The sequence below is a fragment of the Bacillus sp. FSL L8-0193 genome (genome assembly GCF_037976065.1).
Lineage (GTDB): Bacteria > Bacillota > Bacilli > Bacillales > Bacillaceae > Bacillus > Bacillus paralicheniformis.
Genome location: NZ_CP150261.1, coordinates 3,741,262 through 3,767,825 on the forward strand (window position 1 = coordinate 3,741,262; position 26,564 = coordinate 3,767,825).

Sequence of the window (26,564 nt, forward strand, 5' to 3'; positions counted from 1 at the left end):
ATGAATTTCTCCCTGTTTTTAAATTCGATTTTCAAAAATCACCTATACTGTTCGGTTTCATCCGTTCCGCTGACTCTAAAGGTATTAACCGTCGCAATCACAAGGGCGAGAAACACCCAATGGAAATATAGATTCGAGACGGAACTCGGACTGATGCTTGATACAAGGAAGGCGACGAGCGCGGCTGTCAAACCTTCAATGAGAAGCTTGTACCGCTTTCCAAGCGATCTTTTATAATATCGGTAAAGCACAGTTATTAAATAAATGTACATCGTTAAATAACCGAGCATCATCACAACTCCAAAATTCGTCATGATCTCTACGAGCCAGTTATGAACCTCCACGACCCGGTCTGTATCGAACAATGCGTGATGTTCCAAATAATAAGGTACATTGCCGGCGCCGACGCCAAATCCGTAAGTATCCAGCACATAATGCCCGGCGTTTTTCAACAAGTTTGCCCTGGCGACATTGGATGGCAGCGGCTCGCTGAAATCGTGTGTAGTTTGCGGAGCCAAAAAGTATGTATAAAAAGCTCCGGTGATCTTTCCTGCAAACAGTGTGACAAAAGCGATACATCCTGCAGCTGCGGCGATGAGCGCCCATTTTTTAAGCACCTTCGGCAGCAAAATAAATGCATAAACGGCAAGTCCGGCTATAATTCCCAGGATGCTGGCTCTTGATCCTGTCAGGAAAATCAAGTAGGCCGAACAGAACGCAAGGAGCAGCCCCGCTATTTTTAAGTAGCTGTTTTTAATGTTTTTGAAAAAAGATAAATAAAAGAAAAAGCTGATGGATAGAAATGTCGCAAAGTCATTCTGATTGAAAAAGACGGATGTCGGATAGTGCTGTTTATAGTGCGGCCCGTTATAAAGGGTCGAACTCGGCAGGTGGTTTAATGTAAAGTGGTTGTAAAACCCGATGACCATTAAAAATACGGTCATGACCAACCATATGTAATAAAACGCGAGAATTCGATCCATTTTTTGAAAAAACATAACAATCAGAAAAACAAAAAACATTCCCATTGCCAATAGGAACAGATATTTTACGCCCTCAGTAGCAGACTTGACCCAAAGCAGCGAAATCATTCCATAGCAGAACCAAAACGTGAAAAACATCAGAATGCCTTTAACATGCACCTGCTTCCACTTTTCAAGGTGCTGGCTGCCTTTCAACATTTCCGCTATGAATAAGAACCCTGCCAGAATCAGAAGAATTCGATATGGAAACAGGCTGAAAAAGCCCAATTTAATCGTAAAAAAAGCATTGTTGGCAAATGTTGCAGCGATAAGCAGATATAATACGGGCATCAGCAATTGCTCGGACGACAAATACTTCCGGAGCACAATGATCAAAGTCAGCGCAATCAAAATCAGACATGCTAACAAGACTTTTTTTGCATTGGACTGGGCCAATACAACGAATGCTAACCCTGCGGTCAATGCGGCGAGCCAAACCAAAACATTGACCGCGGAACGTTTGAGACTCATTTTTCCCCCTCCTTCCGCTTCTTTCTGGAAAAGGGCTGCCGACATCAGCCAGCAGCCAGTGATTTACATATTCATTTCTTTTTTATAATATGAAATGGTCTTTTCCAGTCCTTCAGCGAGCGGCATTTTTGGTTCCCAGTTTAAAATTTTCTTTGTTTCTTCATTACACAGTGTGCTGTGGCGGATATCCCCCGGTCTTTCATCTTGATAAATCGGAGACAGCGCCGAGTTCGTCGCTTTTTTCATCTCTGCAAACAGCTCATTGACTGTGATCGAAAAGCCGTTCGAAACGTTTAAACAAACGTTTGATTGAGCTTTGAGCGCCTTGACGTTGGCGGAAGCCACATCACCGACATAAATAAAATCGCGCGATTGTTCTCCGTCTCCAAAAATCACCGGAGCCTTGCCGCTTGTCAGCAAATCGGAGAAAATCGATACGACGCCGCCCTCTCCTTTTGCGTCCTGGCGCGGCCCGTATACATTGCTGTACCGCAAAATGCAATACTCGGTTCCATACAGATCATAGGCCAGCTTTAAGTAGTTCTCCACCGTAAGCTTCGTCAGCCCGTAGGGTGAGCCTGGATTTGTTTTATGACGAGTGTCGACAGGCAGATATTCAGGATCTCCATAAACAGCTGCTGATGATGCAAAGACAATCTTTTTCACGCTGCATTCACCCGCTGCCTTAATGATATGGAGCGATCCCTTGATATTGATGTTTTCATCATTTAAAAAATCGCTGACAGACTCCGCCACGCTTACTTGTGCAGCTAAATGAATAATATAATCGGGATCAATGCTTTTGATGACGTCGATGACTTCCGGCTTTGTTATATCCTGCTCATAAAAGTCAACCGCGAGACCTTCAATGTTGGAGCGGTGTCCCGTAGTTAAATTGTCAAGAATTGAAACCCGGTAATTTTCTTTCAGAAGCTGTTCAGCGATATGCGAGCCTATAAATCCGCATCCGCCTGTCACTAGTACTTTTTCCATTAATAACACCCCTCGTTTTATACTTTTGTTAAGCTTTTCTCTCCCTGTACTCCAGGGCGGCCAATTGAATGATAAATAAATCCTTCTCTTCTCATATCTTCAAGTTTAAACAAGTTACGTCCATCAATTAGAACAGGACGATTTAAATATGTTTTCAATTTCTTAAAATCCATTTCTTTAACCTGTGGCCAATCTGTCAAAATGAGGCAAGCATCAGTATCCTTTACAGTATCATACAAATCGTTGCTGTATATGGCCTGATCTCCCAATAAGCGTTCTGCCTCCGGAATTGCAATGGGATCGTATGCTTTAATATGAGCACCAAGGCCTCTCAGCATCGGAATGACATCCAGAGACGGCGCCGAGCGCATATCGTTTGTATTCGGCTTGAATGCCAGCCCAAGAACCGAAATGGTCATGCCGTTTAAATCGCCAAACACATCAAGGAGCTTTTGCACAATGTGGGCGCGCTGCTTTTGATTCGTCTCAATAACGGCTTCAATCATTTTAAAAGGATAGCCGACTGACTTCGCGATGTGCAATAAAGCCATTGTATCTTTAGGGAAGCAAGAGCCGCCAAAGCCGATTCCGGCATTCAAAAATTTATTGCCGATTCTGCTGTCCAGTCCGACACCTTCAGACACCTTTGATACATCAGCTCCGACCCTTTCGCAAATATTTGCGATATCATTAATGAACGAGATCTTTGTAGCCAAAAATGCATTTGCAGCGTATTTAATCATTTCTGCACTTTCAAGGTTAGACTTGACGATTTTCGTTTGAAAAGGCTTATGGAGCTCTTCAATAATCGCAGCAGCCTTTTCGCTTGTCGCACCGATGACGGCTCTTTCCATATTCATCGTATCGTAAATAGCTGTTCCTTCACGAAGGAACTCCGGATTCGAAACGACGTCGAAAGGGAATTCCCCTTTTGAATTGCGTTCTATAATGGCTTGTACGAGCTTTCCTGTTCCAACAGGGACAGTGCTTTTGTTGACGACGACTTTATAGCCGTTCAGATGCTTCCCGATCATTTCGGCAACAGATTTGACAAATGTCAGGTCTGCTTCCCCTGTTTCCGACATCGGTGTTCCGACTGCAATATAAATAATCTCTGCTTCTTCAATCGCCTTGGGAATATCAGTAGAGAAAAATAAGCGATTTTCGTTTACGTTTTTATCCACAAGTTCTTTTAGGCCGTTTTCATAAATCGGCATCACTCCTGCTGAGAGTCCTCTTATTTTTTCTGCATCAATATCGCAACAGACAACCGAGTTTCCCACTTCGGCAAAACAAGTTCCAGACACCAGCCCGACATATCCCGTTCCAATGACAGCGATTCTTTTCAACATTATCATTCCCTTCTTTCAGCTGACCCTTCAAATCCAATAGCTTGATTTAGGTAATGATCTTTATCTCTTTTCTATTGAAAAAATCTGGGTTTTCCGTTTTCCCAATTCTTATTTTTATTAGCTTAGACGCAAATAAATGGGTTTAAACAGTATTATATTCAACACTCATGCGCATATTAACCGACAGATCCCAACTTAATTTTTGTTCTCGGCAACATCTCCATACACATCCAGCAACTTGCCGGCATTTTTAAAGGCGTCATAATCATCGTGCACCGTTTGATACAGCTCTTCAGCGATGTCTTCTTGCCAATTCGCGCCTTCCAAATAACCTTTGACAGCTTCTGTTATGCTGGAAGCCGAGCGCGGCTTAATCAGCAGATGTTCGTGTTTTCCGAATAAAGACGGAACCCCTCCGACCGCCGTACAAAGCACCGGAACCTTGAGGGCGAGCGCTTCAATGACGACAGTCGGCATCCCCTCAGAATACGAAGGAAGCGCAAACAGATCTGATGCAGCCAGATATTCTGATATCTCATGGTTTGCGACCTGCCCCGTCAATATCGCTTTTTCACCGGCGGTTTGACGAATGTGCTGCTTCTCCGGTCCGTCGCCGATGAACACAGCTCTGTAGCTGTCATCAAGCTGCTTGACCGCTTCCGCCAGCTCGGCTACTCCTTTTCCTTTCACCAAGCGGCCGACGAACGTCAGCAATTTTTTGTCTTTCGGCAGGCCGAATTTCTCCCTCAATTCAAATGTTGAAGCGGAGGGTTTTTGAAACCGGTCCAGGTTGACGCCGATAGGAAGAACCGAGCATTCAGCACCGGTCATTTCTTTTGTTTTGGCTTTCAGCTCATCGCTGACAGCCAGAACTTTTGCCGCGGAATGCACAGCTGTTTCAAATGCTCGAAATGCACCTTTGCTGTAATGGGGATAAATATTGACATCGCTTCCGTGCAAAGTCAGAACATAAGGAACTTTCAGCCTCTGTGAAACAACGGCAGCGGCACCCCCGGATGGCATCGCGAAATGGGCATGGATAAGATCCGGCGCAAGCCCGTGCTTCTCGATCGTCCTCAATACAGACTTTGCAATCCGGCGATGCGGCTGTGCCCATTTTAGCTGTCCAGGCAGAGCCGTATACGGCGGTCTGTAGACCGGGATGCCTTTTCTTTCTTCATATTCCGGGACTGTTCGTGCTTGACGGTATTTTTTTTTCAGCAGCCTGAGGGGAGCAGGGTTCACAGGTGATGGACATATGACCGCCACATCAACGCCCTGCATCTGCAGCGCCTGAACCTGTGTTTCATGAAAAACGCCTTCTCCCGGTTTTTGACTGCTTGGATAAACACTGGTAATCCAAAGAACCTTCAATGATGAAACGCCCTTTCTGCTGTCATCTTCCTAATTGGATCTTCATAGCCCGCCGATAAAATTTACTGACCAGAAAACCGTAAAAAATTCCGCTGATTCCGACGGAAACTGCCAGCTGAAGCATGGCGCCGTGAAGCAGATGTCTGCTGCCGACGCTCAAGACAAGAGCCAGCAATGCCATGAGCAGTGTCAAGGCCAGCGGTTTTCCAACGGTTCTGAAATATTCGCCCATCTTCAGCTGGATGACATATTTGAGCAGCCATCTGCCGATAAAGAAATTGATCAGGCTGATCGCTGCATAGGTCCAGGCGGTGATCGTCAAATCATTCGTTAATACCGCCGCATAAAGAGACAGCCCGTAAAGGAGCATGATCCCGCTGTCCCAATAAAATGCCAGGTCTGCTCTCCCCTTCGCCAGCAAAACCGATCCGTTCGGATTCATCAAAACCCTGAGCAGCCCGACAATCGCGAGGATATTCAGAACCGGTACGGCCTGCAGCCATTTTTCTCCGAAGACGACTTCAATAAATAAATCTGAAACGGTCATCAGTCCGATCAGAAGCGGGAATGAAATCAGCGAGAGAAGCTTTGTCATATTTAAAAAGCCTTCGCGCAGCGTTTGATTGTTCCCTTGATTCTTTGAGAAGACGGGAAACGCTACCCGTGTCACGATCGGATTGATTTTTAATACGGGAATCGTAATAATTTGATACGCCAGGTTATAGATTCCCAATGCTTCCGCACCGAGAAACCGTCCGATCAAAATCATGTCGATATTGGCGCCAAGCCTGTTTACAAGCCTTGAAGCGAGCTGAAACGCGCCGAACGAGAAAAATTCTTTCACTTCCCCCAACGCAAAGACGAGAGATGGACGCCATTTTTTTAAATATACAGCAAAAAACATGATGCCTTTAACCGAATTAAGAAAAACTTGTGACAATGCATAGGCCACAATCGGATCCATCAGAAAAACCAAAACGAGCAGGAGCACAAATGACAAAACGGTGACACCCGCTTCTATTTTGCTCAGCACATTAAACTTCAGATCTTTTTGCAGCATATATTGATACTGCTGGCCGACCGGGGCGATCAAAAACATGACGGCCAAAATCCGCACAAGAAAAACCAGTTCGTCCCGCTGATAAAAGTCTGCGATGAACGGACTCAGGAAAAAGAGGCCGATAAACAAAAGGATGCCCGTTAGGATATTCAGCCAATATAAGGTCGATAATTGGCGTTCACTGATGTTCTCCTTTTGAATTAAAGCGGCCCCGAATCCCATATCGAGTACAATTTGTGTAAAAATCGTTACGGTGGTCAGCATTCCGACCAAACCGAATTCGGCAATTGTCATGATATTGCCGAGCAGTGCAAACTGTATAATTTGAATGACCGTGACGATCAAAGTTGAAACACTTGTCCATTTTGCACCGCTTAATATTTGTTTCGTAATGGTAGACATAGCATATTCCTAACTTCCTCGTATTATCTGGCTCCTTCGCCGGTTAATACTACTTTAATCGTTTTCAGCATAACCTTCAAATCGAGAAGAAACGTTAAATTCCGAATGTAATACAGATCGTGCACCAATTTTTCTCTCGGACCGATATCATAGCCTCCGTTTACCTGTGCAAGTCCCGTTAACCCAGGCTTAACAATTAAGCGGTTTTTAAATCCCGGAATTTCATGGTGAAACTGAGCGGTAAACATCGGTCTTTCAGGCCTTGGTCCCACAAGGCTCATATCTCCGGCCAGAACATTGATCAACTGCGGAAGTTCATCGATTCTTGTTCTTCTTATAAAAGACCCGACTGCAGTGATGCGCGGATCATCCTTCTGCGCCCATTTCGCACCGGATTTTTCTGCGTCAATTCTCATAGAACGCAATTTAATCAGCTTAAAGTGCTTCCCGTCTTTTCCAACGCGTTCCTGGCGGTAAAAAGGCGATCCAGGAGTCTCTATAGAAATCAAAATACAGAATAACAGAATCACCGGCAGTGTAATGGCGAGACCGATGAGTGATAGGACGATATCCATTGCCCGTTTGATATTCAAATATCGCACTGCTTTTTCAGATAGAGCACAAGAATAGATATGCTGGCTTGAGTATTCATTATACATTCTTAAGCTTTTGTCCATACTCACTGACATACACCTCACGATTGGTTTGGTTCTTCTTTGTGATCTCTGCGTCAGTGTAGCATATGAACGTAAACCCATTGTAAAGGGCTTGTTAAAGAGTATTAATTGTGTGATTTTTCGGTAAGTTTGTTTATTTTTCTTTAAACATTAATCACTGTCCGCTCCTTTTTGTTGAATTAATGGAATAATCATACTATATTTCAATATATAAAAAAAGAAGCCGAAGTTCGGCTCCTTTTTTCACATAAAGGACTCACAAGCCCTCCTTTTATCTATAGTATGCTGAAACAGCATCATTGATTCCTTTTGCTGCTTTATCCTTTAGCGTAACGCTTTTTAATTTGCTTGCGTCAGACGAATTCGTGATAAAAGCGGTTTCTATTAAAACGCTCGGCATTTTCGAATACTTAATCACATAGAACCCTGCTGTTTTCACGCCTCTGTCTCTTGTTCCAAACGCGCTGACGACCCTCGGTTGAACTAATTCAGCAAGCCGCTGGCTGTTGGCGCTTTGATATGTTTTGTCATAATACGTTTCAGTGCCTTGTGATGAAGATGTATATGAATTGGCATGAATGCTGATGAACAGATCGACATTCGCGTTGGCGCCCTTTTTCACCCGTTCTTCAAGCGAATAGAACGTATCGTTTGACCGTGACATTACCGGAATAGCTCCTGCGCTGTTCAGTTTGCTGTTTAGCCGTTTAGCAATATCCAGGTTGACGTCCTTTTCCTGCAGACCGTTGCCGATTGCACCAGGATCCTGATCCCCGTGCCCCGGATCGATGAAAATCGTTTTACCGACTGCCGGATTTTTAAGCTGGGTCATAACCTTTGAGGTGACAGAAGAAGTTCCCCCAACTACAGAGAAGTTTTTGATATTTTTATTGCCGATAAAAGCTCTCGGCTCTTTCGATAAATTTTCCCCGTTTGTCAGGATGATCGCTTTATTTTGTTTCGCAGCAAGAGCTGCTCCGGCGATAGAGTCAGCATAAGAATACCCATTGCTGACGTAAGTATTACTTGTATTTAGAGTAAGCTTTTTTGCAATATTCACAGAAATGTCGTAGCGGTTTACTCCTCCGATTCTGATCGGCGATGGGAGTCTTTTATATAATGTGCTGTTTATACTGCCATTTCCTCCGATAACATATGTCTGTTTAATCCCTTTGCTTTTGAGCGCATCAGCTGTATAACTATTGAGTGTACTGTTATTTGTAAACAAGATTGGATAGCCATTTTTAGCCGCATAAGGTATGATGGCTATCGGTTCGGCATACAAAAAGCCATTTGCGACAATCGCTTTTGAAGTGCTTGGCATGGATTTTGCCACTTTTGCTGCCGTATCATACCGGTTTTTCCCGACAATTCTTTTGACAGTGATTCCAAGACTTTTAATTTGATTTTCTACTGTATAGGATACGGTTGATGTCCCGCCAATGATATAAACGGTTTTTGTCTTTAATTCTTTTAAACGAGATTTTGTCTCGCTTGACAGATTATTTGCATTTGTTAATAAAAGCGGCGCATTTTTTTGATAGGCAAACGGCGCCGCAGAAATAGCATCCGCATAAGCTCCTCCGCCTACAATGACTGCGGTGCTGGCGGTTGACCAGCCTTTTTTTGATGCTTGCACCGCTGTATCATATCGATTTTTTCCTGCAATTCTGTTTGCTGTGTTGTCTGCAAGAGCAGAAGGTATAAAAAGGATGAGTCCTAAAAAACTAAATGTTAGGACTTTTAATAAAGATCGCAATATCTTCCCCTCCAAATATTTCAAATCATTCGGCAATAAAAAGGAAAACAAGAGACGAGGCTGCCTCCTGTTTCCGATTTGAATTTTAATTTAATAGTTCGTTAAAGTCGTTCTCGGATAATAGAATTTTAAAATAGAACTATATGAAGTCCCCGATCCGGCTCTCGTTTTGCAGGTCCACTTTTTTGGCAATGAGATAACGGACTTTAAAGCCCCATTACCTCATTGCTCGCCTCAGTGTAACCCCCATAACTTGAAGAATATACCGCTATGATCAGGATTCCAGTACTTTCATTTCGTTTAATTCACGACCTTGCAAGAGTTTGAATACAACTGTATCTGCCGTAAACTTGATATACGTTGTATTCGCCCCTTTTTCCAATTTTCCTGACCGAATATGTACAAGCCGACACAGCCGTTTGGTATCCGCCACATTGCTGCCTCTCACTTTGTGATTTCCGACAGTTGTAATATCCAGGCTTGACATAGTTGGTCAGCTTAACGGATATGAATTCGTAGCGAAAGAAACGGAAGGCGTGATCAACAAGATCATGAAAAAGTGTAAACAGCATCGCTTGCTTCGTTTTCTTCAAGACCCCAAAAAGTCACTCTTCATTGACAAACTTAATTTATTTCTCACTTTCGATTTTCTTTAATTCAAGCTGCCCATTTTCGGTCTTTTTGTAAGTCACTCTTACTTTTTGTCCGTCTGTAAATTTGTCAATGTCCCCTTCATAGTCACCGGCAATATTTAAGCTGACAGGCTCGTTGTTTATCTTCACCTCAATCGTATGAGTGTCTGCCTGTCCCACGAACGTACCGTCCTCCGTTTGAACCTGATCCGTTTGAACCTGGTCGGTTTGCTCGCCTTGTTTCGCCTGTTCGGCAGTACCGCATCCGGCCAGAAGAAGCATAAAGAACATAAATGCCGCAAATTTCTTCATTTTTCATCACCTCTTGTTTTTTATCGACAAACATTTATAATTTTATAGAAGGAAGCGCCTCTTTGTAACATTCTTAAGTGCTATTTAATCTACTTGTAATATTAAAACTAGAGATATGAAAAAAATTAGTTGTTTCTATTATTTTTAAAATTTATAATCAAATCAGATGATAAAAACTTTAAAGCGAGGAAAATGATGAGAGCTGAAAAAAGAAAAAAGAAAAGAAAAATCCTTTTCATTATTTTAACGATTATTGGCTTATTCGTTTTATGTACAGGCGGCTATGCCTACTACCTATGGAACAAAGCAGCTTCAACCATCGCCAGCATTCATGAGGATATCGGAAAATCTGATAAACGGGACAAGCAGGTGGATGTTAACAGCAAAGATCCAATCGCAGTCTTAATCATGGGAGTTGATGAAAGGGAAGGCGATAAAGGACGGGCTGATTCCCTCATCTACATGACGGTGAATCCAAAAACGAATACAACAGAAATGGTAAGCATACCGCGTGATACGTACACCGAAATCATCGGCAAAGGAAAGATGGACAAAATTAACCACTCCTACGCCTTCGGTGGAACCCAAATGACCGTCGATACGGTTGAAAACTTTTTGGACGTGCCTGTAGATTACTTTGTGAAAGTGAATATGGAAAGCTTCAGGAATATTGTTGATACGCTCGGTGGAATTACGGTGAACAGCACATTTGCTTTCAATTATGACGGGCATTCATTCAGCAAAGGCGAAATCACGTTGAACGGGGAAGAAGCGCTTGCTTACACCCGGATGAGAAAAAAGGATCCAAGAGGAGACTTCGGAAGGCAGGAACGTCAGCGTCAGGTCATTGAAGGCATCATCAAAAAAGGGGCCAATATCTCTTCCGTAACGAAATTCAGCGATATGTTCCAGGTCATCGAAGACAACGTGAAAACAAACCTTACGTTTGACAATATGTGGGATATTCAGTCAAACTACAAATCGGCACGAAACAAGGTCGTGCAACATCAACTTAAAGGCCAGGGAACCAAAATTGACGGAATCTATTACTATAAGGTCGACGAAAGCGACCGTGAATCGATTTCAAAAAAATTAAAAGAAAGCCTTGCGCTTAAGAATTAACAAAACGAGCTCCGCTCATAACATGCGGAGCTCGTTTTATGTTCATGAAATGGAAGAAGCTTGTCCGGCCGATAGCCCAAAACGATAAAGAATCTCGCCAACGATGAGTTTCAGCGCGTTTCCATCACTGTATGGAGTTGAAGCTTTTGACATTCTTTGATACTCGTCATAATTATTCAGCAGCTTTGTCAGTTCGCAAACATCTTCTTCATTCGTTCCGACCAGCTTTAACGTTCCGGGTTTTACCCCTTTTCGGCCAATATCACCTGTTCTTTCAATGATATTCAAAACAAAATCAGGTCCAGTTTGAAACTCATCAAGCACCTTATCAAGCAATTACCTGTGCCGGGACCTTATAACAACATAAACCATTTAATCAACGTTTTTTTTCTAAACAAACATAATAACTGCTTTGTTCTATGATACGTGTGAAAATGCTCGAATTGTGGTAAAGTTTATTGTATGATCACATCCACTTTAAGGAAGGTGCTTTATTAATGAAAAAAGTAAGAAAAGCCATTATACCTGCGGCAGGTCTTGGAACCCGCTTTTTACCGGCGACAAAAGCAATGCCAAAAGAGATACTCCCCATTGTCGACAAACCGACGATCCAGTACATAGTTGAGGAAGCAATCGACTCCGGTATTGAAGATATCATTATCGTAACCGGTAAAGGAAAGCGCGCCATCGAAGACCATTTTGATCACGCGCCTGAACTGGAACGTAATCTTGAGGAAAAAGGAAAAAAAGAGCTACTTGAAAAGGTTCAAAAAGCCTCCAATATGGCGGACATTCATTACATTAGACAAAAAGAACCAAAAGGACTCGGACATGCCGTATGGTGTGCTCGCAACTTCATCGGCAATGAGCCTTTCGCCGTTTTGCTCGGAGACGACATCGTTCAGGCCGAAACGCCGGGGCTTCGCCAGCTCATGGATGAATATGAGAAAACCCTTTCTTCCATCATCGGTGTTCAGCAGGTACCTGAAGACGAAACACACCGATACGGAATCATCGATCCTCTCACAAAAGAAGGACGCCGGTACCAAGTGAAGAACTTTGTTGAAAAACCAACATCGGGAACTGCCCCTTCCAACTTGGCAATCCTGGGCCGCTATATCTTCACTCCTGAAATCTTCATGTATCTAGAAAAGCAGGAAGTTGGAGCAGGTGGAGAAATCCAATTGACGGACGCGATTCAAAAATTAAATGAAATTCAGCGCGTTTTTGCATATGACTTTGAGGGCAGGCGGTATGACGTCGGTGAAAAGCTTGGTTTTATTCAAACGACCCTTGAATTCGCCATGCAGGATCCTGAACTTAAAACTAAACTTGTTCCTTTTATAGAAAATCTTTTAAATAAAGAAGAAATATAATAAACGCAAAAAAACTGGCACACTCTTATGCCAGTTTTTTAATGCATTCTAAACACTTCGGTTTAATTCTTATCTGCACAATTCATTAATAAAATTCAACAGCTTCCTGCTGGAATCACCACTTGAATACTCATTCCACTCATTTGAAAACCGTTTAACCTCTTCATACGTATGGTGAATGTTCTTTAATTCGTTAAGAAGCATGTCGCGGTTGCGGCAGGCCTTTCCCGGAATTACCGCTTCATAGTCGTCGATCAAACCGCGTTTTTTATCGTACTCTTCAAGATCATAGGTGTAAAACAGCATCGGTTTATCGAGCAGGGCGTACTCGAAAGGGATCGAGGAATAGTCCGATATCAGCACGTCGCTTACATGTAGCAGATCCTTTAACGGAAGGTCTGAAACGTCTTTTATCATACCTTCATATTCTTCAAGTCTGATATTCTCACGGACAGCAGGATGCAGCTTAACCAAAAGCAAAAATTCTCCCTTTAAATCTTCAGAGAGCTGCTCTTTTGAAAAAGGGAGTTTCACTCTTGTCATATTATAGTCTCTATATGTCGGGGCATAAAGGATGGCTTTTTGGTCCAAAGATTCATAAGGACGTGCCTCATCTTTAAAATATTGATCTGTCAAGGGAACTCCCGTCCGCAATATGTGCTCATCCTTAACGCCGAATGAACGCTTGAAAATGTCCGCCATCTTTTCCGATCCGACAGTGATATAGTCAAATGAGGCGTATACTTTTTTAAACCTCTTGATATCTGCGGATGTTCTGCGGTAATTTCCGATATCCTCCAGCCCGAACTTCTTCAGCGCGCCGTTCGCATGCCAAACCTGGATGCACTTTGTCTGCGGCCGTTTACGAAGCACACTTGTCAGCAAAAAATAATTATCCGTAATTACACATTTGCTTTTGAACATGCTATAAACGGCCCGCATCAAATGAAAAGGATTTTTTTCATTGATGAAACATGATGACACAGACGGATATTCATTTGCAAGGGAAACCGCATGCCGTGTATAAAGCATTTCCAGTTCAAACGGACAGGCCGTTTCCTCATATTCATTTAGGAGCGCTCTTGCGTTATCAGGGAAGGAAACGAGAAGAACAACTCTGTTTTGGGGCCTTACCCATGTCAGCATAAAGCTGACCATCGAAAGAACACCCGAATAAAACATGACAAACAAAGAACGTATCTTCATGATTCAACCTAATCTCTTTCTATGCATCGATTTGTTTTGACTGCTCTTTTACCTGTTCAGGATAGTAGCTCTGTTTTTGAACCCTTTCTTCTTTCAGAACCGTAAAAGCATATTTCGGTATATTCAGCATCCGCTTCCATCTTGAGGGATTTGTCACGAGTCGGTACAGCCATTCAAGGTTCAGACGGATCAGCAAGTTCGGCGCACGTTTTACCGTGCCGCTGAAAACATCGAAGCTTCCGCCAAGCCCGATTGCAATGGCCTTTGGAAACAGATGCTTATATTTACAAATAAACCTTTCCTGATGCGGGTAACCAAGGGCTACGAACACCATATCAGGTTTAGCTTTCGCAATGCGTTTAGCTATCGCTTCTTTGTCCTTTGCATAGCCGTCTGAACAACCGGCAATAGTGATGTCCGGGTATTCAGATGAAATACGGTCCACGACGGCTTGATTGACCTCTTTCTTCGCGCCGTACAAAAAGATACTTTTCTTTTTGTCGTTGGCGATCTTCAGCAGGTTGATAAACACATCATAGCCTGCAATTCTTGATTTTAATCGCTTATTCGTCAGCTTTGACATCATCACGACGCCAATTCCGTCGGGCAGAATAAAATCCGCTGCTGACAACACGTCGCAGTAGCTGCTGTCTTTTGCTGCTGCATATCCGATTTCAGGATTGACGGTGGCGATATAAGCTCCAACCCGTCGATTAATGTATGACTTCTCAAGATGATGCAAAAAGCCGGATAAATCGGCGTTTACATATGACAGGTTATAAATACGTTCCGTTTGCAACATCAACTCCTCCTCCCGATTTAAAAGTTCAAATTTATGTTTAAACGAAATGAAAATGTCTTAGGAAAGTGGTTCAGCCCAAAAATCCCATCGGTCTAACGTATATTTTAACATAGATGATTCATAAAAGCTTAACAATAACTTTACAACAGATTAAGATTTTTTACGCTGTCTTCAGAAATCAGATGAAAAGAGATAAATTTTAAAACAAAATTTGGAATTTCATTTGCTTTTTACAATGCTTAACGTTTAATAGGCAATGTGCTATAATAAGTGATCAGTGAAGACATGAGGAAAAATTTTTTAGTGAAGAGTATACGTGTTTTTCGGATAGAGCAATTTTGAAAGTTAATCATAGTGGTTTGTGGAGTTATAGATTAGGAAGGAGAGTAATTTAACATGAAGAAAGTCATCACATACGGAACGTTTGATTTATTGCATTGGGGACATATCAAATTATTGGAGCGCGCCAAACAGTTAGGCGATTATCTTGTCGTAGCGATTTCAACGGACGAATTCAACCTTCAAAAACAGAAAAAAGCTTACCATAGCTATGAGCACCGCAAACTTATCCTGGAAACCATCCGTTACGTCGATGAAGTCATCCCGGAAAAAAGCTGGGATCAGAAAGTCCAGGATGTCATCGACCATGATATTGACGTTTTTGTCATGGGGGATGACTGGGAAGGAAAATTTGATTTCTTAAAAGAACACTGTGAAGTCGTCTACCTGCCAAGAACTGAAGGAATTTCGACAACGAAAATCAAAGAGGAAATCGCCGGCCTATAAATTCTGGCATTTTGCCACTGTAAGTTATATAATTCTTTCGAAAAGTACTTCTTATCTTTTTTTAAGAAGTACTTTTTGTTGAATTAAAATGAGAAGTTCGAATTGCCAGCTTACAGTGAAAGGGAGAAAAAAATTGGGCGAAAAACAAAGTGATCCCTTGAAGAATGAGGGAATAGCTATTCCTAATATGACCTATTATTTTATTTCAGGAAACCTTCCTCACGATTATGGAGGATTGACAAAGTCGCTACTGCTACGTTCCAAGTTGTTCGGAAAATTATCTCAGACGCCTACAACCTTTTTAACATTTGGATTTGACAAAGATTTTTCAACTAAAAAAAAACAGCTTTATGAAAATGAGAAAGTCCACCCGAAATTCACTCGAATTTTAAATATGTATAATGACTTTCTTAGCAAAAATACTAATGGCCGCTTATTTTCTGAAAAAACCAGTTTAAACGAAATAAAAAATCACAATAAAAATCGTTTTTTTGCTAAATTCAGCAAAATTTTCCGAAGACAAAAAAGCAACCTTAACTATAACTTTTACGAAGATGGAAAATCAATTTGTAGTATAGATTACTTGAATAATGAAAAAAAACGATTTAAAAGAGAAGAGTATACGAGACAAGGGTTATTGTGCCGTGTATCTTATTTTAATACAGAGACCGGCCGATTGTACTGCCAGGAATTTATTAATGATAATCATAATGTTTATCTGGATAAACATTATGATTTTATCGAAGGTCAAAACGAGCTTCAACTGAAAAGTATTAACTGGTATTCAGAAAATGGAGTATTGAAGTTTTCCGATGAATCAGAATTGCGGCGGCATTGGATTGAAGTTCTTGAATTAGAGACAGATCACCCAAAGCTTTTCCTGGTTGATAGCAGACGGCAAGATAAACATGTATTTAGAGTCAAGAAAGCAGATTCCTCTTATTACGCTGCAATTATACACAGCAAACATTATGGAGATAATCCACTTCATGTAAAGCCGCGTTACCGAGAATTATTTAGTCATTTATATAATCTTGATGCCGTGTTTTTTATCACTGAAGAGCAGAAAGAAGATTTCCAGAGGATAGTCGGAGAGCATAAAACATTCTTCTATACTCCACATACCATGGACAAATCGCTTGATAAAAAGGTTTTAAAAACCCAAAGTGAAAAGAATAAAGCGGTTATCATTTCAAGATTAGTTGAATCGAAAAATCTGACTCATGCTATTAAAGCTTTTAAGCTTGTTGTAGATGAAATTCCTGAAGCCAGATTGGAAATTTTCGGTTCAGGCGGAGCGGAAAATAAAATAAAAGCGGAAATTGAAAGTTGCAATTTGCAGAAAAACGTCTTTTTGAAAGGTTATACCAATAACCCAGATAACGAGTTTCAAAAGGCGTGGCTTACAATTTCAACATCTCATTTTGAAGGGTTCGGCCTTTCTAATATGGAAGCTCTAGGTAACGGTTGCCCTGTTATTACTTACGACTATGACTACGGTGCAAGAAGCCTTGTTAAGGATAATGAAAACGGCTTCGTCGTCGAGAAATATAATATTGAACAGCTTGCGGAAAAAATAGTTTTGCTTATGAAAAACGAAAAACTTCATGAAAAATTTTCGAAGTGTGCATTTGAGACAGCAGATAAGTATACGACAAAACATTATATGAAGCGTTGGTCTGACGCGCTTCAAAAAATGATTGAGGTCAAAAAAGAAAAACAAGAATTAAAAGGGATTTTTCCAGGCAAACAAGCGTTCTCTGTGAGAGAGCATAAAATAGATGAATCAAATTTGATCATTGAATTCAAGGCTCAGGTTCAGGTTGATGAAGGCTACAATTTAAAGCTTGTCGGGCTTGACAGAAGAAACAATGCGGTTGTTATATGCGCTTCTTCTCCTGAGAAACCCGTTTCAAGGTCAGATGTCTACCGATTTAATATTGATCTTGATCAACATTTTCATGTTAAAACAGTCAGAGCAAATAACACTAAAACAATTGATTTTTATTTGGCTATCAGCAACCGTGAACAAGTTACAATATTAAAACGGCTGTCTGTTGACCAAACAGAGATGCCCTCTCCTTTCTTAGTGGCAAAATATAAAGTTGAACCTTATATTACCGTAAAAGGCAACTATTCATGGACTTTGCAAACAGATTCGGAGATGCCCTCCTAAGGTAATCCCTGACAACTGTTTGCTACGGGATGAATATTCAGTTCATCTTATGTATAATAATCAGAAGATTATCTGTCGATGATTTTGAAAAAAGAGGAGTAGACTTATTTTATGGTTAAGGAAGTTCCAATAGAATTCAAATTAGTAAACCTGAAAATTGAGGGTTGGCAGCTTCTCCTCGATTTCTCTTTAGATTATTCAGTATCCGCCGATAATATCAGTCTGTTGGCAGTGAACCGCAAAACAAAAGCGGAGCTGCCGGCTTTTTGTGAAAGGATAGACAAAGAAAAAGCAATATATCGTGCGGAACTTCGTTTAGATGCTCTTTCTAAACACGTCGAAGACAAAGGATGCATCGACTTCTACGTAGGAATCCGTGAAGCGGAAGCTGACCTTTTAAAGAAAAGAATACAGACGAAGTTTCAGCCAATTGAACTATCTTGGAAATGGGATGAGCAAAAGCAGGTATTTTTTCTTCCTTATACAACCAAGAAAGGAAATCTCTCGTTAAAAGTTCTGCCCAAAAAAACAGTTGCTGAAATAACTGATATCGATTTAAACACTGATGGAGAACTCACCCTTGAAGGATACGCTTTTTTGCTAAATGAGGATGGAAAGGCAACTGCCAAGCAAAGATGCCTTATTCTAAAAGAGGTCGGTGACGCCGAAGAGAAAAAGGTTTTCGAATACCCATTAGAGGATAATGAAACAGCAAACTTTAAGGTGCACATTAATCTCAAAAAGCTTTATGAAGAAAACGCTATGCCTGTCATGTTCCAGTTTCACATCGAATTTATCGGTGAAGACCCTGAAACGGGCGAAAAAGCTATCAAGAGAACAAAACCGCTAATGCTGAAAAACAAAGCGAACCCGCAAAATAGCCAGTTTACAGTCATTGAAACGGAAAAAGGTCCGGCGCGTTTTCATGTCTACCCGCAAAAGAAAAAGAGATGTATGCGCTTAAGAATGAATGATTATACATTTAAAACAAGGGCTGTTTATTTCGTTGTTGGGAAAAAGAACCGGACTGTTTCCTTTTTCCGCAGAAGAAAAAACAAGCTAAAGAAAAAGATAGGCAACGGCTTGAAAAAAGCGTATTATTTCACCTTTGGACTGGCTGGAAAATTGCCAGTGAAAAAGAAGACCGTTATCTTTGAAAGTTTCGCCGGAAAGCAGTACAGCTGTAATCCGCGCGCAATTTACGAATATATGACAGAGAACAAACCGGATTACGAAATGTATTGGAGCGTAAATCGGGATTACACGGATATCTTTGAGGAAAAAGGCATTCCTTACATCAAAAGGTTTACCCTGAAGTGGCTGTTTGCCATGGCAAGAGCCGAATATTGGGTTGTAAACAGCCGAATGCCTTTATGGATTCCAAAGCCGAAGCACACCACATATCTTCAAACATGGCACGGCACACCGCTGAAACGTCTTGCTGTCGATATGGATGAAGTGCATATGCCTGGCACCAACACGGAAAATTACAAAAAGAATTTCACTATGGAAGCAGCAAAATGGGATTATTTGATCTCACCGAACGCATATTCTACAGAAATCTTTGCCCGTGCATTCCAATTCAATAAAACGATGATTGAATCAGGCTATCCGAGAAACGATTTTCTCCACACGGACAACAATGCCGAAACGGTTCGTTCATTAAAAGAGAAAATGAAGCTGCCGGCTGACAAAAAAGTGATCATTTATGCGCCGACATGGCGTGATGATCAGTTTTATAAAAAAGGAAAATACAAATTTGACCTTGATTTGGATTTGGCGAAAATGAGACAGGAAATTGGCGATGACTATGTAATCGTCCTCAGGATGCACTACTTAGTTGCCGAAAACTTCGACCTTGAGCCATACCAAGGTTTTGCATACGATTTCTCATCCTATGAGGACATCCGCGAGCTTTACATGGTGTCTGATTTGCTGATCACGGACTATTCTTCCGTCTTCTTTGATTTTGCGAATTTGAAGCGTCCGATGATTTTCTTTGTTCCCGACATTGAAACGTATCGCGACAAGCTGCGCGGCTTTTACTTTGACTTTGAAAAAGAAGCTCCAGGCCCGCTCGTCAAAACGACGGATGCCGTCCTTGAAAAGATCAAGGAAACGGAAGCACCCGGCTATCACCTGCCTGATGTATTTGAGCCTTTTTATCAGAAGTTTTGCTACTTGGAAGAGGGCAGATCGTCTGAAAAAGTAGTAGAGAAGATTTTTAAGTAGTAAAAAAAGCCACTGTATAATACAGTGGCTTTCAACCTGAATGTTAATAAAAAAATAATGGAACATTCATAAACTGATCAGTTAGCCTTTGAATAACTGTCGGGAAAATAAATAGTCTTAACTTTTAAACAATCTTATGCTATTATAAGTTCTACCATAAAGATCTTCAATAGTCAAAAAATCCGGCTTCAAAATAGCGAAATACTAACTATGTGCTTTACATTGAATTTAAAAGTTGCAGTTTTTTATTAGAAGTGATGTTTGTTACTTCTTTTTTTCTTGCCAATCATCATCATATGCAAATTTCATTCTATACTGAGATGTTTTTATAGATCAATATAAGGGTTGGAGGGCACATAAATGCTTAAGGTGTGAAAAATTACAGCAAATGCTTAATTTAATGACATGAAGATTATATAAAGAATACCTCTGTAATTTTGAAGAAGCAAGGAGATACGAGAACGAATGAATAAAAAAATTTTGAAAAGAAAAGTCAAATTTATTAAAGATCCTCTCGAAAACTATATGAAGAAAACAAATCATAGAAGAAATAATCAGTATGCTAAATTTTACGAAAAGCTGAATGTTATTGATAACACAATATTATACGAAAGCCGTGATGGAAAGAGCATTACTGACAGCCCTTTTGCAATTTTTAAATACTTAACAAAAAATCCGGAATTTAAGCATTACAAGCATATTTGGTCAGTAGAAGACTTTCATGCACTTGAACCTGTTATTTCGAAGTATAAAGATATGCCGAATGTTGAATTTGTTAAAAGAAATTCAACACAATATTTAAAGTACTTAGCCTCAGTAAAATATTTGATTAACAACTCAACTTTTCAGTCATTTTTCACATGTAAAAAAGAACAAGTATATATCAATACATGGCATGGAACACCGCTCAAAAGCATGGGTTTTGATATTCCGGGGAATCCCGCGCATTCGCAAAATGTTGTAAGGAATTTTATCAGTACAGATTATTTATTAAGTCCCAATAAACATACTACAAATATGTTTGTCAACAGTTATAAACTAAAAGGGTTGTACACAGGCGAGATTATTGAAGAAGGCTATCCAAGAATTGATTTGACACTTAATACAGTTCCTGAAAACTTCAAAAAGTTTCTGAAGGAATTGGATTTACAGATTGAGACTGAAAAGAAAACAATTTTATACGCACCTACCTGGAAAGGGACAAGTGTTTCAAAAGTAAAAAATGATGTATTTCAAATCGTAGCAGACATGAATTATCTGGAAGACAAAATTGGTGCTGAATACAATATTCTTATAAAAGTTCATCCTTTCTTATATAGTACGGCTGTCAAATCAGAAGAACTTAAAGGAAAACTTGTTCCAGATTTTGTGGATACAAATCAGCTGTTAAGTACTATTGATATACTGATAACAGATTATTCCAGCATATTTTTTGATTTTCTCGTTACCAACCGACCAATTTTGTTTTACATGTGGGATGCAGATGATTACAACGAACAAAGAGGAAAGTATATAAAAAATGAAGACCTTCCGGGTCCGGTTTTATATAACGTTAGGGAACTAACAGAGGCAATCGAAGATATAAATAAAGTGAGTTCGGAATTTGAAAAAAAATATCAGGAAAGTAAAGCCAAATTTACAAATTATGACGACGGAAATGTTACAAAAAGAGTTGTTGATAAGATTTTCAAAAATAGCGGGCAAGTAAATGTGATAAAAGATCTGAATAAAGGAAAAGAAAAGATTCTCATATACCCCGGCGGAATGAAGAATAACGGTATTACGACTTCTTTCATTAACTTAATGAGTAACATCGATTTTGAAAAATATGATGTGAGCTGTTTTATGGCAACACCCCATCAGAAAGAAGTGCTCAATAATATCGACAAGGTGAATAAAAATGTCAGATTCATATTTAAACCTGGTTTGCCTGTCTATACATTATCAGAGGTATACAAAGACAAACTGATTCATAATAGGGGTGCAAAGGGAAGACTTAAAGAGCTGTATCCAAATGATGCTTATGTAAGAGAGCACCAAAGACTGTTTGGAAAATCTAAATTTGATTATGTCATCGATTTTAGTGGTTACAGTTTATATTGGGCCAAATTCTTAGTTTGCGCAGATGCAAAAAAGAAAATTTGCTATATGCACAATGATCTTCTATCGGATAGTGAGAGATTAGTTAACGGGCGTCGACCGCATAGAATCAATTTAAGAGGGCTATTCTCGATCTATAACAAATTTGACAAATTGGTAAGTGTTTCAAAAGGAACAATGGAACTAAATAAAAAAAATCTGTCCATTTATGCTGATGAGGATCATTTTGATTATATTATGAACTCTATTAATCCCGAAAGAATTCTAGGGATTGAGCATACTGAATCAGATTCTGTGACGTCGGTGAACCCCCATGAGAATGGATCTAAGAATCATGTTGACATCGTGGATAATAAAAGGTTTAAAGCAAGAGCAAAGATTGTAAACGCCGATGGCTTCTTTGTTGTAAATACCTTAATTGATAAGGCAAATACCAGACTCACTCCAGCTAAGGAATTTGAAAATGAGGAAGTCTTGATATTAAGAGAAGCCCATACAAATGACGGAAGAATACTATATAAATTGAGTATCAACGGCAGTACCATCGGGTGGCTGGAAGAAGGTGCTCTTGAAATATTGCCGGACAGTATATTGACTGAAAAAGAAGTGAATAGACTGGCGATTATTCAGCACCCCAAAGGAAACGACATCTGGAATAAGCCATACAAAGTTTTGGATGTTGAAAAAGTAAGTTCGAGCAAAGAATATAAAGGAATTATTGTTGAGGTAGACAAAGAGGTTAGAACACAGCACTCTTTCTATAGCAGAATATACATTAATGATGTTTTGATAGGATGGATTGACAGTTCAGCATTGAAAATTGTAAAAGAGTATGAATTGGATAGTGAATGTGCGGATGAACAGCAGTCCATTATAAATAAGGAAAAGAATAAGATTAAACAAAAAAACTACAAAAAACATTCTGATATCATCCAAGGGCTGGACAACAGAACATTAGAGGAAAAAGCGTTGAACTTGTTAGCAAAGATAACAAGTGGAGAAGACTACATGATTTGGTCTAAGGCGTATCCCAATAATGGCTGCCAAAAAATATCGACTGCTGAAGAGTTCAACGGTTTAATTGCAAAAGTCATCAAGAGTCATAAAACAAAAGAAGGCACGTACTATCTTTTCTCAATAGATGAAAAAGTCATCGGGTGGCTGGACTGTAATGCCTTTAAAACTATAGACGAGACAGTCATTATAGAGGAGAAGCCAGTAGAATATGAGGCACAAATCAATTTAGGTGACACGGAATATATTTTTAACAAGCCATATGATGTAAAAGGTTGCAGTATAATAGATGATTATAAAAAATTCAATCATGAAGAAGTAAAAGTCGTTGAAGAGGCAACAACACAGCACGGTACCTATTGCAAAGTTATTTACCATGATAGAGAGCTAGGGTGGATAGAGCGCAATGCTTTAGAGAAAATTGAACCTCTCGGCTTAAAGGTTGGAAAAACTTTAATTCCTTATCCATCAGAAAGCGACTTTAATTTTGTCAATATGGGGAGACTCTCTCCAGAAAAGGCTCAGGATAACCTTATCAAGGCTTTCCATACACATGTTCAAACTTATCCAAACAGTAAGTTATATATTTTAGGCGAAGGCCCTTTAAAAAAAGATCTTCAACAATTAATAACCGATTTGGATCTGGAAGAGCATGCATATCTAGTTGGCCAGCTAGACAACCCATTCGGCTTTTTGAAGATGTGCGATTGCTTTGTTCTGTCTTCCCATTATGAAGGACAGCCGATGGTATTACTAGAAGCGATGACGCTAGGAATGAAAATTTTGGCGACTGATATTGTTGCAAATAGAACGGTATTAGAAAACGGAAAATACGGAACTTTAGTTGAAGACAGCGTTACCGGACTTGAACAAGGGTTAGTTAAAGTACGAACCGAACCTGTTGATAGCTCGCAGTCTTTTGATTACATTGAATATAATAAAACAGCTATGAATTCCTTCTATAAAGTTTTGAGTTAACGAATGTTGAGGCGAACGCCTCAACATTTTAATTATTATAGTAGATATTGTGAAACAGCAATTGCTAAAAAGAATTAGCAAATTGTATAGAAAGATGATAATGGTTGACAAAAAAATTTTTCGAATCGGTTTAATCTGGATATACTGGAAAATGCGATTTTGAGTCGATGTCAAAAGTGAAAAAAGGCGCGTGATCTGTTACAATAATGAGCGGTGCTATAAAAAAAGACAAAACTTTAACTCTAAGGAAGATTAGAATGAATGCTATGGTAAAAGTTCTTAAAGAAGTATTTTCTTCGCTTCCGCTGATTATGCGGCTGGCGGTTTATGAAACAAAGTCAAAGTATCAAATGAATTATTTAGGGGTTGTTTGGCAGTTTTTAAATCCGTTAATACAGATTTTAGCTTATTGGTTTGTTTTTGGAACTGGAATAAAAGGCACCAGGGCAGATATCGACCACTATCCATTTATTATTTGGATGCTTGCCGGCATCATCCCATGGTTTTTTATCAGCCCGACAATTCTTGATGGATCAAACAGTGTTTTTAGAAGAATCAATCTTGTGTCTAAGATGAATTTCCCAGTCAGCTCACTACCAGCGGTTGTGATTACTTCCAATTTATTCAGCTATTTTGGAATGACGTTAATCTATGTTTTGATTCTTATTGGAACTGGACATTTTCCGACACTTCATTGGTTGCAATATTTTTATTATTTGTTCTGTATGATTGCGTTTATGTTTTCATTCAGTTTGTTCAATTCTACAATCAGTGTGTTAGTAAGAGATTATCAATTTCTGCTTCAAGCTGGTACAAGGCTGCTGTTTTTCTTGATGCCAATCTTTTGGGATGTGGCGCACAGCTTGGCCAACAGGCCGCATATTTTGGCCGTTTTGAAATTAAATCCGCTTTTTTATATTATAGACGGCTTCAGAAACAGCTTTTTAAACGGCAATTGGTTTTTTAGCGATATAAAATACACCTTGTATTTCTGGATATTCACACTGCTGTTATTGTTAGTGGGGTCAATCCTCCATATGAAATTCAGGGACAAGTTTGTTGACTTTCTTTAATAAAGTAAGGAGATAATACGATGAAACTAAAAGTTTCGTTTCGAAATGTTTCAAAACAGTATCAACTGTACGAGAGACAGTCTGAAAAGATAAAAGCATTGTTCTTGCCGAACAAAACTGATAAAGGCTTCTATGCCGTTCGAAACGTCTCCTTTGATGTTTATGAAGGAGAGACTATCGGTTTTGTAGGAATCAATGGTTCCGGAAAATCGACGATGTCGAATCTGCTGGCAAAGGTGATTCCTCCGACAACCGGGGAAATTGAAATGAATGGTCAGCCTTCTCTGATTGCGATTTCCGCGGGATTGAACAACCAGCTGAGCGGGAAGGATAACATCAGGCTTAAATGCTTGATGATGGGGCTGACCAACAAGGAGATTGATGAGCTTTACGATAAAATCGTCGAGTTTGCCGATATTGGGGATTTCATCAATCAGCCAGTCAAAAGCTATTCAAGTGGAATGAAATCGCGCCTTGGTTTTGCGATATCAGCTCATATTGATCCCGATATTTTAATTATTGATGAAGCCTTGTCTGTAGGTGACCAAACCTTCTACAAAAAATGTATTGATCGAATTACTGAGTTTAAAAAGCGTGGGAAAACGATTTTCTTTGTCAGTCATTCCATCACCCAAATAGAAAAGCTCTGCGACCGCGTTGCTTGGATGCATTACGGCGAAATGCGGATGTTTGGTGAAACCGAGCAGGTTGTTGAGGAATATAAAGAGTTTGTTGACTGGTTTAATAAGTTGTCCAAAAAAGAAAAGAAAAAATATCAACAGGAACAAATTGAGCTTCGTAAAAAAGATCAGGCAGAAGAGCGAACAAGCCGTTATTTACAACATAATAAAAACCCGCAAACGATAGCGAATGCGGTGCAAATCACTTTTCTGTCAATTTTGCTGATTGCGTTAGCAGCAACAATGTTTGTGAGTACACCACTGCGAACAATCGCTTCCTTTGGGGCTATTCCGGGAAACGATGTTAAAAAATCGGAGGATCGCCAAACTGTATCAGAAACAGAACATTTAACAAAGGTGAATCAACCGGCATATGTCAAATCAACGCAGCTTTCAACATACAGTGATCAAGCATTAAAACAAAAAACAGCCACTTCTTTGCCATTTGGAACTGAAGTTACGCTTTCATCACAAAATGCCAAAGTGGCGCAAATTCATTTTAGCGGAAAAAGCTATTTTGTGAAAAAAAGCAGTCTTTCCTTAGCTAAAGACCAGAAAAATGTTTCATTGAGTGCCAATGCTTTTTCGCCTTACTTTCCCGAGAAAGCAAAGTCTTCTTACCAATACTTTCTTTCTTTTTTAGGGGAGAGTGAACAAACGCTAGAACAGACTTTGCAGGGAATCAAACAAGTAAAACACGATGACGGGAGTACAGGCCTTCGTCTCGATTATGAAAAAGTCGACTATGTAATTGAAAAACAAAAAGCATCAGCAATCGTTTTCCATGACATTCAAGTCGTCGAACCGGCTACAATATCTCTGCCTGAGGAGAAAGCTGTATTTGACAAAGATCATAAACGATACTTTTTCAAAACAAAAAAGCAGTTGTTTGTAGTGGATAACGAGAAGCATACTTTGATGATAAGAAATGAAAATTAAAGAAAAAAGCCATTGTGTATGATGAA

At 40.0% G+C, this 26,564-nt stretch carries 19 protein-coding genes; 8 read left to right on the plus strand and 11 right to left on the minus strand.

Annotated elements, in window-relative coordinates; all coding sequences use genetic code 11:
• Positions 1-38 precede the first annotated feature (38 nt).
• From MHH76_RS18895 to MHH76_RS18930, 8 genes are all read right to left on the minus strand, one after another.
• Positions 39-1,493, minus strand: a complete 1,455-nt coding sequence (locus tag MHH76_RS18895; protein WP_020453127.1) for an O-antigen ligase family protein — start codon at positions 1,491-1,493, stop codon at positions 39-41.
• 63 nt (positions 1,494-1,556) lie between these two features.
• The gene (locus MHH76_RS18900) at positions 1,557-2,486 is read right to left on the minus strand and encodes an NAD-dependent epimerase/dehydratase family protein (protein ID WP_020453128.1); all 930 of its coding nucleotides are present in this window, start codon (positions 2,484-2,486) and stop codon (positions 1,557-1,559) included.
• Between the two features lie 17 nt (positions 2,487-2,503).
• Positions 2,504-3,835 carry a UDP-glucose/GDP-mannose dehydrogenase family protein gene (locus tag MHH76_RS18905; protein WP_095292153.1) on the minus strand — a complete coding sequence of 444 codons (1,332 nt, stop codon included), beginning with the start codon at positions 3,833-3,835 and terminating at the stop codon, positions 2,504-2,506.
• A gap of 198 nt (positions 3,836-4,033) precedes the next feature.
• On the minus strand, positions 4,034-5,212 hold the full coding sequence (locus MHH76_RS18910) for a glycosyltransferase family 4 protein (RefSeq protein WP_020453130.1): 1,179 nt from the start codon (positions 5,210-5,212) through the stop codon (positions 4,034-4,036).
• Positions 5,213-5,234: 22 nt separating this feature from the next.
• Positions 5,235-6,674 (minus strand): MOP flippase family protein, encoded by a 1,440-nt coding sequence (locus MHH76_RS18915; protein WP_020453131.1) that lies wholly within the window; start codon positions 6,672-6,674, stop codon positions 5,235-5,237.
• A gap of 23 nt (positions 6,675-6,697) precedes the next feature.
• Positions 6,698-7,357: an exopolysaccharide biosynthesis polyprenyl glycosylphosphotransferase gene (locus MHH76_RS18920; protein WP_023856406.1), complete on the minus strand. Its 660-nt coding sequence runs from the start codon at positions 7,355-7,357 to the stop codon at positions 6,698-6,700.
• A 265-nt stretch (positions 7,358-7,622) separates the two neighbouring features.
• Entirely contained in the window at positions 7,623-9,110 is a 1,488-nt protein-coding gene (locus MHH76_RS18925; RefSeq protein WP_025810695.1) for a cell wall-binding repeat-containing protein, read from the minus strand.
• Positions 9,111-9,739: 629 nt separating this feature from the next.
• Positions 9,740-10,054, minus strand: coding sequence for a hypothetical protein (locus tag MHH76_RS18930; protein ID WP_023857189.1), 315 nt, complete (start codon positions 10,052-10,054; stop codon positions 9,740-9,742).
• A 195-nt stretch (positions 10,055-10,249) separates the two neighbouring features.
• Between MHH76_RS18930 and MHH76_RS18935 the strand changes: the two genes are divergently transcribed.
• Positions 10,250-11,176 carry a LytR family transcriptional regulator gene (locus tag MHH76_RS18935; protein WP_023857188.1) on the plus strand — a complete coding sequence of 309 codons (927 nt, stop codon included), beginning with the start codon at positions 10,250-10,252 and terminating at the stop codon, positions 11,174-11,176.
• A gap of 42 nt (positions 11,177-11,218) precedes the next feature.
• On the opposite strand, the gene MHH76_RS18940 is transcribed toward MHH76_RS18935, so the two are convergent.
• Positions 11,219-11,512 carry a hypothetical protein gene (locus tag MHH76_RS18940; protein WP_075213841.1) on the minus strand — a complete coding sequence of 98 codons (294 nt, stop codon included), beginning with the start codon at positions 11,510-11,512 and terminating at the stop codon, positions 11,219-11,221.
• A 161-nt stretch (positions 11,513-11,673) separates the two neighbouring features.
• Between MHH76_RS18940 and galU the strand changes: the two genes are divergently transcribed.
• Complete coding sequence (galU, locus tag MHH76_RS18945; RefSeq protein ID WP_023857186.1) at positions 11,674-12,552, plus strand: UTP--glucose-1-phosphate uridylyltransferase GalU; 879 nt, start codon at positions 11,674-11,676, stop codon at positions 12,550-12,552.
• 69 nt (positions 12,553-12,621) lie between these two features.
• Here galU and MHH76_RS18950 read toward each other — a convergent pair whose 3' ends face one another.
• Both MHH76_RS18950 and MHH76_RS18955 read right to left on the minus strand, forming a co-directional pair.
• Positions 12,622-13,758 carry a CDP-glycerol--glycerophosphate glycerophosphotransferase gene (locus MHH76_RS18950; RefSeq protein ID WP_023857185.1) on the minus strand — a complete coding sequence of 379 codons (1,137 nt, stop codon included), beginning with the start codon at positions 13,756-13,758 and terminating at the stop codon, positions 12,622-12,624.
• Between the two features lie 19 nt (positions 13,759-13,777).
• A complete protein-coding gene (locus tag MHH76_RS18955) occupies positions 13,778-14,557 on the minus strand; it encodes a WecB/TagA/CpsF family glycosyltransferase (RefSeq protein WP_025810693.1) in 780 nt (259 codons plus the stop codon).
• Between the two features lie 399 nt (positions 14,558-14,956).
• Here MHH76_RS18955 and tagD point away from each other — a divergent pair, with 399 nt between their 5' ends.
• The 6 genes from tagD to tagH all read left to right on the plus strand — a co-directional run bounded on the left by tagD (position 14,957) and on the right by tagH (position 26,538).
• Entirely contained in the window at positions 14,957-15,346 is a 390-nt protein-coding gene (tagD, locus tag MHH76_RS18960; RefSeq protein ID WP_023857183.1) for a glycerol-3-phosphate cytidylyltransferase, read from the plus strand.
• A gap of 133 nt (positions 15,347-15,479) precedes the next feature.
• The gene (locus tag MHH76_RS18965) at positions 15,480-17,522 is read left to right on the plus strand and encodes an alpha-glucosyltransferase N-terminal domain-containing protein (RefSeq protein WP_023857182.1); all 2,043 of its coding nucleotides are present in this window, start codon (positions 15,480-15,482) and stop codon (positions 17,520-17,522) included.
• A 111-nt stretch (positions 17,523-17,633) separates the two neighbouring features.
• Complete coding sequence (locus MHH76_RS18970) at positions 17,634-19,754, plus strand: CDP-glycerol--glycerophosphate glycerophosphotransferase (RefSeq protein ID WP_023857181.1); 2,121 nt, start codon at positions 17,634-17,636, stop codon at positions 19,752-19,754.
• Between the two features lie 465 nt (positions 19,755-20,219).
• On the plus strand, positions 20,220-23,846 hold the full coding sequence (locus MHH76_RS18975) for a CDP-glycerol glycerophosphotransferase family protein (protein ID WP_023857180.1): 3,627 nt from the start codon (positions 20,220-20,222) through the stop codon (positions 23,844-23,846).
• Between the two features lie 257 nt (positions 23,847-24,103).
• Positions 24,104-24,919 (plus strand): ABC transporter permease, encoded by an 816-nt coding sequence (locus MHH76_RS18980; protein WP_023857179.1) that lies wholly within the window; start codon positions 24,104-24,106, stop codon positions 24,917-24,919.
• Positions 24,920-24,939: 20 nt separating this feature from the next.
• Positions 24,940-26,538, plus strand: coding sequence for a teichoic acids export ABC transporter ATP-binding subunit TagH (gene tagH, locus MHH76_RS18985; RefSeq protein WP_023857178.1), 1,599 nt, complete (start codon positions 24,940-24,942; stop codon positions 26,536-26,538).
• Positions 26,539-26,564: the final 26 nt, after the last annotated feature.